Origin of the sequence: Bradyrhizobium sp. HKCCYLR20261 (assembly GCF_051168435.1) — a bacterium.
Classification (GTDB): Bacteria; Pseudomonadota; Alphaproteobacteria; order Rhizobiales; family Xanthobacteraceae; genus Bradyrhizobium.
Genome location: NZ_JBNPUZ010000003.1, coordinates 180,437 through 194,882, shown reverse-complemented (window position 1 = coordinate 194,882; position 14,446 = coordinate 180,437). Strand labels below are relative to the sequence as shown.

Sequence of the window (14,446 nt, the reverse complement as noted above, 5' to 3'; positions counted from 1 at the left end):
TGCTGCGCCGTCACCGCACATGCGCCGGTGGTACGCCGACCTCGGCGAGCAGGTCGAGATCGGCATTGCGGTCGACCTCGACATACTGCTCGTTCCAGTACAGCAGGCTGGACAGCCGCGGCGCCAGCTCGATCGTGTCGGGACGGCCGACGATGATCGCATGGTCGTAGCGCTCGATGATCTCGTCGACCTCGCAGGCGATCGCCGCCTGCGCATGCTGCAGCAGCGGCACACCACTCGCATGGCGCGACCACTCGACGCCCTCGAATTTCTGCCGTCCGGCGATATGCGGACTGCTGAAGCGGTCGGCGAGCGCAAGCTGATCCGAGCTGAGGACGTTGATGCCGAACCAGCCGTCGCGGACGATCAACGGAAATGCCGACGACTGCCGGCCGAGATTGATCATCAGCCGCGGCGGCTCGACCGAGAGCGAGACCAGCGACGCCGTGGTGACGCCGGTGATGTCGTCGTCGCGGCCGGCGGTCACGATGCTGACGCCGGCGGCGACGCGGCGCAGCGCCGAGTAGAAGTGCGGGGGAGTGGACGCCGTCAGGAGATGCAGTCCATGCTTGCTCATCCGTCGCCTCCTTCAGGGGGCTGCGCCTGCCGGTCAGAAGAATCCCTTGGCCGGAAGCGGCGTGCCGTTGATCAGATACTGTCCGATCGCCCGCTCTTTGTAGGTGACCGGATTGTGTGACGACAGCGTGCGCGCATTGCGCCAGTGGCGGTCGAAATTGGTGGCCTTCTTGGTCGACGACGCGCCGCCGACGTCGAAGATGAGCCCGCCATTGCGGATGGCGGCATCGTCGGCGACGATCTTGGCTTGCGCCGACAGCAGTGCGGCCCGATGCGCGAGCGCCTCGGCGTCGGCGCGGCCCGCATCGAACGCCTCGGTGGCAGCGTCGAGCGCCTCGGCGGCGACGAGCACCACCGTTTCCGCGGCGTGCGCGGACGCCGCGATCTGGCCGATCGTCTGCTGCAGCAGCGGGTCCTCGGTCGGCTTCTCGTGCGGCGCGTAGTAGAAGGTGCGCTTGCGCGAGCGGACCAGCGCGATGGCATCGCGCAGGGCCGCGCGGCTGATGCCGGCCACGGCTGCGGTCAGGAACAGCTGCGCGAACGTATTGGAGTAGGGCACGCCGTAGCCGATGTCGGGCGCATCGAACACGATCTCTTGCCGCTTGACCCGGACATTACGGAAATGCGTGGTGCCGGTCGCGGTGAGCCGCTGGCCCATGCCGTCCCAGTCGTCGATCAGCTCGATGCCGGCGCGATCGAGAGGCAGGATGGTCGCGCCGGGACGTCCGTCCGGATCGGCGGCGCGCACCAGGACCAGGTCGGAATAGAGCGTCCCGGTGCTATAGTACTTGGTTCCGTTCAGCAGATAATCGTCGCCATCGGGCGTGAAGGTGGTGTTCGGCGTGATGTTGCCGACCTGGGGGCTGTCGAGCTCCGTGGTCGCGAGGCCGATGATCGCGCCAGCCGCGACGCGCTGCTGCCACTCCCGCGCCTGGTCGTCGCGGGGAATTCGGACCAGACGCTCGACCACGCTGAAATGATTGCGCAGGATGTGCGCGACATTGGCGTCAGCCTCGGCAAGCCGGATCACGATCTCGAACAGGCCGCGGATCGTGCTTCCGGCACCGCCAGCGGCCACGGACAGGCGCAGCGCGCCGAGCCGCGCCTGCTTGATCATCGCGATCTGCTGGTGCGGCAGGATGCGCTCGCGCTCCCGCTCCGACTCGCCATCGGCGATGGCGGCGAGCAACTGATCGAGCGTCTCTGCCGCCAACGGCAGCGACGTGTCGGCGATGAGAGTCTTGGTCGAGACCGGCTTGTTCATGACGAGTCCAGGCGATTGAGTGGGAACGATCGTGCTCAGCGCTGCGGCGCTGCGTCCTCGATCTGGGCGAGATGATCGGCAACCTTGACCGGCTCGGGCAGCACCTTACGCTCGACCAGCCAGTCGGCGGCCTTTTGCAGGTCGGCGACGAACTGCCTGTCGTTGACCGAGAAATAGCGGTACTGGCGATTCATCGCGATGAACTGATCGCGCACCGTGTCGCTGTATTTGCCGGCCTTCTGCGCGATGTATTCGGCATCCTTGCTGTTTTCCGAGATCCATTTGCCCTCGGCGCGGAACGCGTCGTTGACGGCACGGACCAGCGCCGGGTTCTCGGTCGCGAATTTGCGTGTCGTCAGATAGGACGTGTAGTCGATCTGGAATTCAAGATCGCGGCCTTCGAGGAAGATATCGTGGGCCTTGTAGTCGAGCCGGGCGATGTCGACGCCCGGGCTCCACATCGACCAGGCATCGACCTTGCCGGAGGCGAGCGCGGGTGCTGCGTCCGGCGGATTGAGATAGACGAACTTGACCTTGGAGCGGTCGACCTTGTGCTTCTCCAGCGCTGCGACCAGCAGGAATTCACCGAGGCCGGAGCGGTTCACGGCGACCGACTTGCCGACGAGGTCCTCGACCTTGTTGATGCCGGAATCGTCGCGGGCGATGATCGCGGTGGTGCGCGGCTCGTAGACGACGAATTGGGTGAACACCAGCGGCGAGCCGGCGATGATGGCGGCGAGCGCCGGCGTCGTCGAGCCGCCGAAGGAGAAGTCGGCGGTGCCGCCCGTGACGGCCTGTAGGGTCGGCGCGTGGTTCGGGAAGGGCCCGAGCCACTCCACCTTGATGCCGTCCTTGGCGAGCAGCTTCTCGAGTTCGCCACGCTCCTTGGCGATCAGGTTGAGGCCGGAGAGTCCCCAGGTCAGCCGCACGGTGTCAGTGACACGGCCGGGCGCAGCCCAGGCGTCATCGGTCAGCGTGAGGCCGGCGAGCGCGCCGATGCCGAACGCGGCAGTGCCCAGGAAATGGCGGCGGGACAGGTCATCCGAAGACATGGTCGATCCTTGAGGAAATCAGGTGTGAAGGGAGGGGTTGAGCACGCCGAGTTCGGCCAGCAGGTCGCTGCGCGCGACCTCGCCACCGGCGGCGGTACGATGCTCGAAGGCGATCCGGCCGTCGCGCATCACCAGGATGCGGTCGGCGAGCGCGATCGCTTCGTCGACGTCGTGGGTGACCAGCAGCACGCCGGGACGATGAGTGGCGACGAGCTCGCGCACCAGCGCATGCATGCGGATGCGCGTCAGCGCATCGAGCGCGGCGAATGGTTCATCGAGCAGCAGCAGCTCCGGCTGCTGCACCAGCGCGCGGGCGAGCGCGACGCGCTGTGCCTGGCCACCGGAGAGGTTGCGCGGCCAGTCGTCGAGACGGTCGCCGAGGCCCACCTCGGCAAGCGCGGCGGCCGCGCGCTGGCGCGCATCTGGCACGTCGAGGCCGAGCGCCACGTTGCGCCAGAGGCTGTCCCACGGCAGCAGGCGGTGCTCCTGAAACACCACGGCAGGACGCTTTGGCGCGATGATCCGGCCGGCCTGGATCGGGTCGAGCCCAGCGAGGGCGCGCAGCAAGGTCGTCTTGCCGCAGCCGCTTTCGCCGAGCAGCGCGACGAACTCGCCGCGCTCGATGCGCAGATCGAGACCCTCGATCACGGTGCGATCGCCATAGGCGCGGCGCAGGCCGTTGACGATAACCGCAGGCGCGGTGGCGCCCTGCAGCGGCGGCGCGAACTGGACCGTCATCGCGCAGCTCCATAGTTCGGGTGCCAGGCGAGCAGACGCCGCTCCAGCCAGCGCGCGATCAAATCGGCGCCGACGCCGATCAGGGCGTAGATCACGATGGTGAGCACGATCACGTCGGTGCGCAGGAATTCGCGCGCGTCCATCGCGAGGAAGCCGAGGCCGGATTGCGCGCCGATGGTCTCGGCCACGACGAGCGCGAGCCAGGCCGTCGCCAGCGCATAGCGGACACCGGTGAGGATCGAGGGCAGCGCGCCGGGCAGGATGATGCGTCGGATCAGCTGCAGGGTCGACAATGCCTGGACGCGGCCGAGCTCGAGCAGCTTCGGATCGACCTGGCGGATGCCGAGCGTGGTGTTGATGTAGATCGGGAAGGTCACGCCGAGCGCGACCAGGAAGACCTTCTCGGCCTCGCCGACCCCGAGCCAGACGATCACCAGCGGCAGCACGGCGAGGAACGGAATCGCGCGGATCATCTGGATGCTGCGGTCGATCAGCGCCTCCGCGATCCGCGAAAAGCCGACGAGAATGCCGAGCGCGAAACCGACGGCGCCGCCGATCGCAAAGCCGGCGGCGGCGCGCAGCAGGCTGACGCCGAGATCGTTCAGCAGGGTGCCCTGTGTGGTCAGCTTGAAGGCGGTGCGGACGACCTTGCTGGGCGCCGGCAGGACTTGCGGCGACAGATAGCCGCCCTGCGCGGCTGCTTCCCAGATCAGGATCAGCAGGACCGGCGCGAGCCACGACAGGGCCTGGAGCGCCAGTGGGCTCAGCGCGCGGTTTTGATGGGTGCCGGGGCGCGCGCCACTGGTGGTCTGCGGCAGCTCGATCGTCCCGGCAGCTTGTTCGAGATTGCTCAAGACTGCGTCGTCCTCGCGATGTCATGGCTCCGCCGATCGCGATCGCGCGGCGGAGCAAAGTAAATCGGATGCGCGCAGGTGGCTGCGTGACGCAGCCCCGTTGCGCGCCGACAAACTGTCCCACGAAACATGGCTGATCGGAATAGAGCCGTTTTCCAATTGTCGTTGCGTTCGGAGGTTTTCGATTTCCCGCGCGGGTCAAAAGCGGCAAGAACTTCTTTTCGGGATTTGTTAGTACGTGCGGCTATGACAACGCATCGTCGAGACGGCGAAGCGTGACGCTGAGATCGTGAGGCTCGACCATGACACATCCGCTCCGTTTCGGGATTTGGGCCCTGGTGCATGGCCCGCGGGCCGCGCATCAGGATCCGGAAGAACCCTATGATGCCTCCTGGGAGCGCAATCGCGATCTCGTGCTGCAGGCCGAGGCGCTGGGATTCGATTCGACGCTGGTCGCGCAGCACACCATCAATCCGCATCAGGAGGATCTCGATCAGCTGGAGGCCTGGAGCGCAGCCGCTGCGCTCGCGGCGCTGACCAGCCGGATCGAGATCATCACCGCGATCAAGCCCTATCTTTATCATCCCGTCGTCCTCGCCAAGATGGCGCTCGGCATCGAGAACATCAGCCGTGGGAGGTTTGCCATCAACCTCGTCAACGCTTGGAACAGGCCCGAATTGGAGCGCGCCGGCATCGGCTTCGCCGAGCACGATGAGCGCTACGCCTATGGCCGCGAATGGATCCACGTCGTGTCGCGGCTGCTGCAGGGCGAGCGGCTGACGCATAAGGGCCGCTATTTCGATGTGCAGGACTACGCGCTGCGGCCGAAGGACCTCTATCGCGCGAGGCCACGGATCTATGTCGGCGGTGAATCGGAGCCGGCGCGCGCGCTGGTCGCCGATCACGGCGATGTCTGGTTCATCAACGGACAGCCGCTCGATGACGTTGGCAGCTTGATCCGCGATGTCGCGGCGCGGCCGAGGGGCGCGGTGCCGCCGCTCCGTTTCGGCCTTTCGGCGTTCGTGATCGCGCGGCCGACCGCCGGCGAAGCGGAGGCCGCTCATCAGCGGTTGCTGCGTCTCGCCGAGAAGGATGCGCCGATGAAGGCCATCCAGAAGGCAAACACCGATCCCAAGGTCGTGATGATGCAGACCATGCAGAAGAGCGCGCGTGTCGGCAGCAATGGCGGCACCGCGGCCGGGCTGGTCGGCAACTACGAGGAGGTGGCCGATCGCATCATCGACTTCCACGCTGCCGGAATCGAGCTGTTCATGCTGCAGTTCCAGCCGTTCGAGGCGGAGATGAAGCGGTTCGCCGAGGAGGTGATTCCGCGTGTCCGGCAGCGGCAGCGTAATCTCGGTCTGGGGAATCCCGAGTCCGGTCGTCGCGTGGGATGATGTCGCCCGCAAGGTGCGCAGAAGAACTGATTGCTTTGCGAAGCTCGTCTCGTGGGGACATTATCGCTCGCTGCCACCCCACATTCGAAATTCCATTTCATTGACGATGTGCAGTCGCGAACGCATCATCCGTTCATCATTGGGGCGCTGACGACAGCGCAGGTTTAACGACACATCGATGCATTCCGCTAAGGGAGTGCGGGCGCTGCACGCCCGCGCAACGGCGGAGCTTTGTCGGCAGGAGAGGGCGATGGACAACACGGTCAACATGGGCGCAGTCACCCGGCGTCGGCTGCTTCAGGCGGGGGCCGGTGCCGCTTTGGTGGCGCCATTCGGCGGCTTGGCCGCGCAGGCTCTATCGCTGCGGGCCGCCCCGGAGATCGATCTGTCGCAGTTTCCGATCTGCCGGACCGCAGCCGAAGCGCCGGCTCTCACCGGTGCGCCGCGCAAGCTGAAGCTGTCCTGGAATGCCGGTGCGGTCTGCCTGACGCCGGTGCCGGTGGCGATCGACCAGGGCTTCTTCAAGAAGTACAATCTCGACGTCGAGCTGATCAACTACTCCGGCTCGACCGATCAGCTGCTCGAGGCGATCGCAACCGGCAAGAGCGATGCCGGGCTCGGCATGGCGCTGCGCTGGCTGAAGCCGCTGGAGCAGGGCTTCGATGTCAAGATCGCCGCGGGCACCCATGGCGGCTGCATGCGAGTGCTGGCGCGCACGGATTCCGGGATCAAGACGCTCGCCGACCTCAAGGGCAAGGCGGTCGCGGTCGGCGATCTCGGCGGACCCGACAAGAACTTCTTCTCGATCCAGCTCGCGCGGCTCGGCATCGATCCGGTCAAGGACGTCGATTGGCGCGTCTATCCCGGCGCCGTCGTCAACGTCGCCGCCGACAAGGGCGAGACACAGGCGTTCCTCGCCTCCGATCCGCTCGCTTATCTCTGGCTCAAGGATCCCGCCTATCGCGAGGTCGCCTCCAATCTCGACGGCGAGTATCAGAACCGCGTCTGCTGCATCCTCGGGCTGCGCGGCAGCCTGGTGCGCGAGGAGCCGCAGGTCGGCCGCGCCATCACGCAGGCGCTGCTCGATGCCGCGATGTTCACGGCGCAGAACCCGGTCGAGGCGGCGAAGTCGTTCCAGCCCTATGCGCCGAAGCAGGCGACGCTGGCCGATCTCGAAGGCATGGTGCGCTACCACACCCATCATCATCATCCGCATGGTCAGCCGCTCAAGCAGGAGCTGAAGGCCTATGCCGACGACCTCAAGGTCGTCTCCGTCTTCAAGCCGAGCACCGACACCAGCAAATTCGCCGAGCGCATCTATGTCGACATTTTCGCTGTCTGAGGTCGCTAGCGGCGACAGCGCGCGGAGCAGTGTGCTTGCCGATAAGCTCCGAGCGGTGTCGCCTGGCATCGCCGCGTCGCTCGCCTGGGCCGCCTTCGGCGCTTCCTGTCTGGTCCGAGAGGATGTCGGTGACTGGTCCCGCACGAGGGATCTCGCGATCGCGGCCTTCGTGATCGCCGGGCTCGTGCTCGTCGCGAGCGTTGCGGCTGCGCAGCTCGGCCGCGCCGGCTCGGCGTTGCGCAAGCGCAGCCCGTGGCTGCTCGCGCTCGGCGTGTTCCTGACGCTGTGGGAGCTCGCCACCGCCAAATACGCCTGGTTGCCGCTGCCGTTCTTCCCGCCGCCGCAGGCGATCATCGAGGTCTACACCGACGATCTGCCGAAACTGCTCGACAGCGTCGTCGCCTCGATCAAGCTGCAGCTCGGCGGCTATCTGATCGGCGCGGCCACCGGCTTCATCACCGGCGTCTCGATCGGCTGGTCGACGCGGATCGGCTATTGGGTGCATCCGGTGCTGCGCTTCATCGGGCCGCTGCCGGCGACCGCCTGGCTGCCGATCGCCTTCTTCGCGTTCCCGACCAGCTGGAGCGCGTCGACCTTCCTGATCGCGCTCGCCACCGGCTTCCCGGTGACGGTGCTGACCTGGTCCGGCGTCGCCAGCGTGCCATCAGCCTACTACGATGTGGCACGCACGCTGGGTGCCAGGCCGTGGTTCCTGGTGCTGAAGGTCGCGATCCCCGCAGCCCTGCCGCATGTCTTCGTCGGCCTGTTCATGGGCCTCGGCGCCTCGTTCGCGGTGCTCGTCGTCGCCGAGATGATCGGCGTCAAGGCCGGACTCGGCTGGTACCTGCAATGGGCGCAGGGCTGGGCCGCCTATTCCAACATGTATGCCGCGCTGCTGGTGATGTCGCTGCTGTGCTCCGGCGCGATCACCTTGCTGTTCAAGACCCGTGACCGCGTGCTGGTCTGGCAGAAGGGAGTCGTCAAATGGTAGCCGCTGCCGTGGCCGTTCGGGCGCAAGTTCCTGGTGCTGCGATCGACATCGCCCATGTGGACCATGCCTTCGATATCGACGGTGCCGAGCTGAAGGTGCTCGATGACGTCAGCCTGATCGTCGAGCCCGGCGAGTTCGTCGCGCTGCTCGGCCCGTCCGGCTGCGGCAAGTCGACCCTGCTGCGCCTGATCGCCGGCCTCGACAAGCCGCGCAGCGGCAGCTTGCGCGAGGACGAGGTCAGCATCAGGGGGCCGCACCCGTCTCGCGTCGTCGTGTTCCAGGATCCGACGCTGTTTCCCTGGCGCACGGTGTGGGACAATGTCGCGCTCGGCCTCGAAGCGCAGGGCATCCTGAAGAAGCAACGTCATCGCGTCGATGCTGCGCTCGATCTCGTCGGCCTCACCGACTTCAAGAACGCCTATCCGCATCAGCTCTCCGGCGGCATGGCGCAGCGCGTCGCGCTGGCGCGGGCGCTGGTCAACGATCCCAAGGTGCTGGTGCTCGACGAGCCGCTCGGCAAGCTCGATTCGCTGACCCGCATCGCGATGCAGGCCGAGCTGGTGGCGCTGTGGCAGCGCAAGGGCTTTACGACCTTGCTCGTCACCCACGATGTCGAGGAAGCGCTGGTGTTGGCCAATCGCGTCATCGTGCTCAGCGATCGTCCCGCGCGCATCAAGGCCGATATCGTCGTGGACCGGCCGTATCCGCGGCATCGCGGCGATCCGCATCTCGCCGATCTGCGCCGGCAGATCCTCGGCCTCCTCGGGTTGGAAGCGACATGGTAGCCGTCATCGAAAGCCTCGCGCCACGCCAGACCGGCGCTGACAACGAGGACGAACTGATCGCACGCGCGCTGCGGCTGGTTCCTGTGTTCGCCGAACGCGCGCCGGCGCATGATCGCGACCGCAGCTTCCCGTTCCAGAACTTCACGGATCTGTTCGAGGCGGGTCTGCTGTCGCTGACCGTGCCGACGGCGCTCGGCGGCCATGGTGCGGGCGCGGGCCTTACGGCGCGCGTGCTCGGCATCATTGCCGAGGCCGATCCGTCGACCGCGCTGGTCCTGGCGATGCATTACATCCAGCACTTCGTCATGGCGCGGAGCCAAGAATATCCGCCGCGGCTGGCCCGCAAGCTCCAGCGGGACTCGGTCGAGCGCGGCGCGCTGATCAACACCTTCCGCGTCGAGCCCGCGCTCGGCTCGCCGTCGCGCGGCGGCCTGCCTGAGACGATCGCGCGGCGCACCGAGACCGGCTGGCGGCTGAGCGGCCACAAGATCTATTCGACCGGCGCGCCGATCCTGTCCTGGTACTCGGTGTGGGCCAAGACCGACGAGGCCGAGCCGCGGCTCGGACTGTTCCTGGTCCAGGCCGGGCTCCCCGGAATCAACATCGTGGAGACGTGGGACCATCTCGGCCTGCGCGCCAGCGGCAGCCACGACGTCGTGTTCGAGGACGTCGTGATCCCGCTCGATCACGAGATCGAGTTGCGCAAGCCCGCGGACTGGCGGGTGCAGAACCCGACCCAGGCACTGGTTCATGCCGCCTTCGTCGGTGCCATCTATGACGGCGTCGCGCGCGCGGCGCGCAACTGGATCGTTGACTTCCTCAGGACGCGGACGCCGTCGAGCCTCGGCGCGCCGCTGTCGACCTTGGCCCGCGCGCAGGAGGTGCTCGGCGCGATCGAGGCGCGGCTACAGGTCAATTCACGCCTGATCGAGAGCGTCGCGCGCGACTTCGACGAGGGCCGGGTGGTCAGCCCGGTCGAGGGCAACATCATCAAGCTCACCGTCACTAACAATGCGGTGGCGGCGGTCGAGGATGCGCTGTCGCTGTCGAGCAATCACGGCCTCAGCCGCGCCAATCCGCTGGAGCGGCATTATCGCGACGTGCTGTGCGGCCGCGTCCACACCCCGCAGGACGACGCCACGCGCATCGCCGCGGGCCGTCTGGCGCTGGGACTCTAGGAACACAAGGAGACAGGACAGATGTCCGAAATCGAATTCATCGGCTTCATTTCCAACAACAACTCGTCCGAGATCATCGTCCGCCAGGGGCCGGTGCTCGATCCCGTTCACATCGAGACGGTGGCCAAGGCGCATGAGAATGCCGGCTTCGACCGCGCGCTCCTGGCGTTCCACTCGACCTCGCCGGACAGTTTGCAGGTGGCCCAGCACGTGCTCGGCGTCACCTCGCGGCTCAACGTGCTGATCGCGCAGCGGCCGGGCTTCACCTCGCCGACGCTGCTGGCGCGCCAGTTCGCAGTACTCGACCAGTTCTCCAAGGGGCGCGTCGCGCTGCACGTCATCACCGGCGGCAACGCCAATGAGCTGCGCCAGGACGGCAACACGCTCGACGACAAGAGCGAGCGCTACGCCCGGACCAGCGAGTTCCTCGACATCGTCCGCGCCGAATGGACCAGCGAGAAGCCGTTCAGCTACGCCGGCAAGTACTACCAGGTCGAGAACGCGTTCGCGCAGGTCAAGCCGTATCGCAAGGAGGGCATCCGGATCTATTTCGGCGGCGCCTCGGATGCGGCGATCGACGTCGCGGGCAAGCATGCCGACACCTATGCGCTGTGGGGCGAGTCCTACGCGCAGGTGCGCGAGCAGGTCGCCCGCGTCAGCGCGGCGGCGGCGAAGCACGGCCGTCCGGCGCCGCGCTTCTCGCTGTCGGTGCGGCCGATCCTCGCCGACACCGAGGAGAAGGCCTGGGCAAGGGCGCAGGACATCCTGGAGCGCGCCACCGCGCTGCAGGACCAGACCGGCTACCGCAAGCCGGCTGATGGCCACGCCACCGACGGCGCCAAGCGCCTGCTCGCGATCGCCGAGCAGGGCAAACGCGTCGACAAGCGGCTGTGGACCGAGATCGCCAAGCTCACCGGCGCCAACAGCAACACCACGGCGCTGGTCGGCACGCCGGAGCAGGTCGCCGAGGTGTTCGGTGATTACTACGATCTCGGCATCAGCCATTTCCTGATCCGCGGCTTCGATCCGCTGATCGATGCCATCGATTACGGGCGCGCGCTGATCCCGGCGACGCGCGCGCTGATCGCGGGTCGCCAGCGTGCCAAGGGAGTGGCGGCGGAATGAAGCGCGTACTCATTGCCGCGGGCCTGCTGCTCGCATTCACTGCATCCGCGCTTGCGCAGGCCAGCTTGCGCGTCGGTGACCAGAAGGGCAATGCGCGCGCCGTCATGGAGGCGGCGGGCGTCCTCAAGGATGTGCCCTACACGATCGAGTGGAAGGAGTTCGTCGCCGCGGCGCCGCTGCTGGAGGCACTCAGCGCCGGCGCGATCGAGACCGGCCTCGTTGGCGATGCGCCCTTCACCTTCGCGGCGGCCTCCGGCGTGCCCGTGAAGGCGATCGCCGCGATACGCCAGACCCAGGAAGGGCTGGCGATGCTGGTGCCCGAGAACTCGGCCATCAAGAGCTTCGACGATCTCAAGGGCAAGAAGATCGCCACCGGCCGTGGCTCGATCGGACATCAGCTCGTTCTTGCCGCGCTGGAATCCCGGGGCTGGACCACCAATGACATCCAGCTCGTGTTCCTGCCGCCCTCCGATGCCAAGGTCGCCTACACCCAGGGCTCGGTCGACGCATGGTCGACGTGGGAGCCCTATGTCAGCCAGGAGGAGGTGCTGTTCAAGTCCCGCCGCGTCATCACCGGCGAGGGGCTGACGCCGGGCCTCAGCTTCCAGGTCGCCACCCCCACTGCGATCAAGGACAAGCGCGCTGCATTGGAGGATTTCGTCCAGCGCCTGACGGCCGCGCGCGCCTGGTCGCTCGGCAATGTCGAAGCTACGCCGAGACCTGGGGCCGCCTGATGAACATTCCGCCCGCCGTGCCGCTCAATTGGCTGAAGCGCGCCAAGGTGCGCATCGTGCCGGTCGACGACGCCGTCGTCGCCGACGAGCAGAAGACCATCGACCTCTACACCCGCACCGGCCTCATCAAGGAGCGGCTCGATGCGACGGCGATCCTCGACCGGTCATTCACCGCGGCGATCGCGAAGGGTGCGGGGCTCTGAGCTGCCGTCTCGTACGCGCCATGTGGGCTGACGACCATGGTTTGCTCGCGGTGATCTTACGGTCAGCTTTCACAAGCTTCACGGCTGATGGTGCCATACCAGCAAAGCCGTGAGGCGGCTCGTGCGCAGCGTCTTCGCCTTGGTCTCGAGTGTGCCGTCTTTGTCAGACTCTCCCCTGCAACGACCAGGCGCGCACAGGGCGGCCCGGTCGCCTGGCGGCCGGTCGAGCGATGGGCGCAAGGCCGAGCGGAGTCTGGCTGACCCCCTCAGCATCGTTAGGTGTCGGTTGCTGCAGCGCCCGCCGGATCTGGCCGAGCGGCAGGGGCTCAATTTGCCTCGTCGCGCAGATGATACCAGCGGTAGAGCATCCGCTGTCCGATGCGTCGGAATGGCGCGAACGGGTGCGTCGGCAACGGCGAGGTGAAGATCGGCAGGTCCTGTCCCTTGAAGGATTGGCCGGCGATCATCTGCGCCATGCGACGGCCGGCCTGGGCCGAATAGGACACGCCGTTGCCGCCATAGCCGAGCGCATAGACCAGCTTCGCCTGGGGATCGGGGCGCACGATGCGCGGCATCATGTCGTGGCTGACATCGACCCAGCCCCACCAGGAGTAATCGATCTCGATGCCGGTGAGTGCGGGGAATTTGCGATGCAGGCCGTCGACCAGAAGCTGGAGGTGGCGGTCATGCGTGGCGTCGGCGCCGGTGATGGCGCTTCGGCTGCCGATCTGAACCCGGTCGTCCGGCAGCAGCCGGTAGTAGAAGCGCAAGGTGCGGGTGTCCGTGATGACCTGCCGCGTCTTGAAGCCGGTCGCCGCAAGTTCGGCCGCCGTGAGCGGGCGCGTGACCAGTGAGTTCGACAGGATCGGCATGCAGCGGCCGGACAATTCCGGCGTCAGCCCAAGCGAGGTATAGGCGCCGGTGGCGATGCCGACGCCGTTGACGCTGACGGCGCCGCCGGGCGTATGCAGCACGAATTTGCCGTTGCGCTGCGCGATGCGCGTCACCGGGCTCGCAGTATGAACCCGCACGCCGAGCGCGCGCGCCATCTGCAGATAGCCGAAGGCGAGCTTGGCCGGATGTACGCCGGTTCCGAGCGGCTCGTGCACCGCGCCGACGGCCTCGGCCTCGTTGACGAAGTCGCTCGCCAGTTCCTGGCGCGAGATGACGCGCGAGGCATAGCCGAACACGTCGTTGAGAACCTTCGATTCCGCCGCGATCTTGTCGAGATTGCGCTGGCGGTGAGCAATGTAGAGATGACCGCCGCGTTGCGGCTCGACATCGACAGGGCTCGATCGCACCAGCTCCTCGAAGGTCTCGAAACCCTCGGTGACCTCGGCATGCATGCGCTTGGCGACGTCGAGCCCCCAGCGCTTGATCCATTGCGAGCGGGTCAGCCGGCCCGAGGCATTCTGGGCCTGGCCGCCATTGCGCGTGCTGCAGCCCCAGGCCACGCGATTGGCTTCGAGCACGATCGCCTTGATGCCGTGCTCGCGCGCCAGGAAGATCGCGCAGGCGAGACCGGTGTAGCCCGAGCCGATGATGGCGACGTCGGCCGTCGTGTCGGTCGTGATCGGACCGTCGCTCTCCGGCGGCGTGCCGGCGGTGGCGATCCAGTAGGTCGGAGCGTAGTCGCGATTGCGACCGGGGCCGTCGGCGACCAGCGGGTCGTAGTGCGGGTCATAGGCGGCCGTTGGCAGGGCATGCATGTTCATCGCGCGGCACTCCCGCCCGCGGCCGGCTGCGGCGGCCGGTCCTTGCGGAAGGCGCTCTTGGTGCAGATCTTGTCGCCGCGGAAGCCGAACAGGTCGCAGCCCTGCACCTCGATGTGCCGGCCATCCGGCGCCGTCGCGCGGAAGATCCATTCGGACAGGCCCCGATCGCCGAACACCGCATGGCGCGTGCACTCCCAGCTGACGTCGGGCATGCCGCTCCAGGTCGCCTCGAACGCGGCGCGCACATCGGCCGCGCCGCTGATGCGCCGGCCGCAGCTGTCTGGGCCTGCGGCCGCGTCGAAGATGATGTCATCGGTCATGCAGGCCATCACGCCCGCGCCATCGTGTCGGTTGAAGGCGGCGAACAGCGTGGCGAGCAGTTCGCTGCGGACGGTTTCGAGATCGGCCATGTCATGTCCTCCGCGGCTGGAGCTTGGCTCGCATGTGCCATGCCGGCGGCTGGGGGCCCTAGAACCAGAGCGGGCGAGCTCT

At 67.1% G+C, this 14,446-nt stretch carries 13 protein-coding genes and 1 pseudogene; 7 read left to right on the top strand and 7 right to left on the bottom strand.

Annotated features, from left to right (window positions below; genetic code table 11):
- Positions 1 to 10: 10 nt before the first annotated feature.
- The 5 genes from ACQR1L_RS08020 to ACQR1L_RS08000 are packed head-to-tail and all read right to left on the bottom strand — an operon-like array spanning position 11 to position 4,484.
- Positions 11 to 577: a flavin reductase family protein gene (locus ACQR1L_RS08020; protein ID WP_434857417.1), complete on the bottom strand. Its 567-nt coding sequence runs from the start codon at positions 575 to 577 to the stop codon at positions 11 to 13.
- 33 nt (positions 578 to 610) lie between these two features.
- Positions 611 to 1,840 (bottom strand): acyl-CoA dehydrogenase family protein, encoded by a 1,230-nt coding sequence (locus tag ACQR1L_RS08015; RefSeq protein WP_434857416.1) that lies wholly within the window; start codon positions 1,838 to 1,840, stop codon positions 611 to 613.
- A gap of 35 nt (positions 1,841 to 1,875) precedes the next feature.
- On the bottom strand, positions 1,876 to 2,892 hold the full coding sequence (locus ACQR1L_RS08010; RefSeq protein WP_434857415.1) for an NrtA/SsuA/CpmA family ABC transporter substrate-binding protein: 1,017 nt from the start codon (positions 2,890 to 2,892) through the stop codon (positions 1,876 to 1,878).
- A gap of 18 nt (positions 2,893 to 2,910) precedes the next feature.
- On the bottom strand, positions 2,911 to 3,630 hold the full coding sequence (locus ACQR1L_RS08005; RefSeq protein WP_434857414.1) for an ABC transporter ATP-binding protein: 720 nt from the start codon (positions 3,628 to 3,630) through the stop codon (positions 2,911 to 2,913).
- Complete coding sequence (locus ACQR1L_RS08000) at positions 3,627 to 4,484, bottom strand: ABC transporter permease subunit (protein ID WP_434857413.1); 858 nt, start codon at positions 4,482 to 4,484, stop codon at positions 3,627 to 3,629. Before ACQR1L_RS08000 ends, ACQR1L_RS08005 begins: the two co-directional genes overlap by 4 nt.
- A gap of 302 nt (positions 4,485 to 4,786) precedes the next feature.
- Between ACQR1L_RS08000 and ACQR1L_RS07995 the strand changes: the two genes are divergently transcribed.
- From ACQR1L_RS07995 to ACQR1L_RS07965, 7 genes and pseudogenes are all read left to right on the top strand, one after another.
- A complete protein-coding gene (locus ACQR1L_RS07995) occupies positions 4,787 to 5,881 on the top strand; it encodes an LLM class flavin-dependent oxidoreductase (protein WP_434857412.1) in 1,095 nt (364 codons plus the stop codon).
- Positions 5,882 to 6,131: 250 nt separating this feature from the next.
- Positions 6,132 to 7,223, top strand: a complete 1,092-nt coding sequence (locus ACQR1L_RS07990) for an ABC transporter substrate-binding protein (protein ID WP_434857411.1) — start codon at positions 6,132 to 6,134, stop codon at positions 7,221 to 7,223.
- Positions 7,201 to 8,214, top strand: a complete 1,014-nt coding sequence (locus ACQR1L_RS07985) for an ABC transporter permease (RefSeq protein WP_434857410.1) — start codon at positions 7,201 to 7,203, stop codon at positions 8,212 to 8,214. Before ACQR1L_RS07990 ends, ACQR1L_RS07985 begins: the two co-directional genes overlap by 23 nt.
- On the top strand, positions 8,208 to 8,999 hold the full coding sequence (locus ACQR1L_RS07980) for an ABC transporter ATP-binding protein (protein WP_434857409.1): 792 nt from the start codon (positions 8,208 to 8,210) through the stop codon (positions 8,997 to 8,999). The genes ACQR1L_RS07985 and ACQR1L_RS07980 overlap by 7 nt, the downstream gene beginning before the upstream one ends.
- Entirely contained in the window at positions 8,993 to 10,177 is a 1,185-nt protein-coding gene (locus ACQR1L_RS07975) for an acyl-CoA dehydrogenase family protein (RefSeq protein WP_434857408.1), read from the top strand. Before ACQR1L_RS07980 ends, ACQR1L_RS07975 begins: the two co-directional genes overlap by 7 nt.
- A 21-nt stretch (positions 10,178 to 10,198) precedes the next feature.
- Positions 10,199 to 11,302, top strand: a complete 1,104-nt coding sequence (locus ACQR1L_RS07970; protein WP_434857407.1) for an LLM class flavin-dependent oxidoreductase — start codon at positions 10,199 to 10,201, stop codon at positions 11,300 to 11,302.
- Positions 11,299 to 12,239: pseudogene (locus ACQR1L_RS07965) on the top strand (ABC transporter substrate-binding protein). The gene ACQR1L_RS07970 and the pseudogene ACQR1L_RS07965 overlap by 4 nt, the downstream one beginning before the upstream one ends.
- A 326-nt stretch (positions 12,240 to 12,565) precedes the next feature.
- On the opposite strand, the gene ACQR1L_RS07960 reads toward ACQR1L_RS07965, so the two are convergent.
- Together ACQR1L_RS07960 and ACQR1L_RS07955 are read right to left on the bottom strand one after the other, a co-directional pair.
- A complete protein-coding gene (locus tag ACQR1L_RS07960) occupies positions 12,566 to 13,954 on the bottom strand; it encodes an NAD(P)/FAD-dependent oxidoreductase (protein WP_434857406.1) in 1,389 nt (462 codons plus the stop codon).
- Complete coding sequence (locus ACQR1L_RS07955) at positions 13,951 to 14,364, bottom strand: nuclear transport factor 2 family protein (RefSeq protein ID WP_434857405.1); 414 nt, start codon at positions 14,362 to 14,364, stop codon at positions 13,951 to 13,953. The genes ACQR1L_RS07960 and ACQR1L_RS07955 overlap by 4 nt, the downstream gene beginning before the upstream one ends.
- Positions 14,365 to 14,446: the final 82 nt, after the last annotated feature.

What these genes read in the sequence shown, in the direction of transcription:
- ACQR1L_RS08020 (WP_434857417.1), bottom strand. Translation starts at nt 577, where the DNA reads ATGAGCAAGCATGGACTGCATCTCCTGACGGCGTCCACTCCCCCGCAC.
- ACQR1L_RS08015 (WP_434857416.1), bottom strand. Translation starts at nt 1,840, where the DNA reads ATGAACAAGCCGGTCTCGACCAAGACTCTCATCGCCGACACGTCGCTG.
- ACQR1L_RS08010 (WP_434857415.1), bottom strand. Translation starts at nt 2,892, where the DNA reads ATGTCTTCGGATGACCTGTCCCGCCGCCATTTCCTGGGCACTGCCGCG.
- ACQR1L_RS08005 (WP_434857414.1), bottom strand. Translation starts at nt 3,630, where the DNA reads ATGACGGTCCAGTTCGCGCCGCCGCTGCAGGGCGCCACCGCGCCTGCG.
- ACQR1L_RS07995 (WP_434857412.1), top strand. Translation starts at nt 4,787, where the DNA reads ATGACACATCCGCTCCGTTTCGGGATTTGGGCCCTGGTGCATGGCCCG.
- ACQR1L_RS07990 (WP_434857411.1), top strand. Translation starts at nt 6,132, where the DNA reads ATGGACAACACGGTCAACATGGGCGCAGTCACCCGGCGTCGGCTGCTT.
- ACQR1L_RS07985 (WP_434857410.1), top strand. Translation starts at nt 7,201, where the DNA reads ATGTCGACATTTTCGCTGTCTGAGGTCGCTAGCGGCGACAGCGCGCGG.
- ACQR1L_RS07980 (WP_434857409.1), top strand. Translation starts at nt 8,208, where the DNA reads ATGGTAGCCGCTGCCGTGGCCGTTCGGGCGCAAGTTCCTGGTGCTGCG.
- ACQR1L_RS07975 (WP_434857408.1), top strand. Translation starts at nt 8,993, where the DNA reads ATGGTAGCCGTCATCGAAAGCCTCGCGCCACGCCAGACCGGCGCTGAC.
- ACQR1L_RS07970 (WP_434857407.1), top strand. Translation starts at nt 10,199, where the DNA reads ATGTCCGAAATCGAATTCATCGGCTTCATTTCCAACAACAACTCGTCC.
- ACQR1L_RS07960 (WP_434857406.1), bottom strand. Translation starts at nt 13,954, where the DNA reads ATGAACATGCATGCCCTGCCAACGGCCGCCTATGACCCGCACTACGAC.
- ACQR1L_RS07955 (WP_434857405.1), bottom strand. Translation starts at nt 14,364, where the DNA reads ATGGCCGATCTCGAAACCGTCCGCAGCGAACTGCTCGCCACGCTGTTC.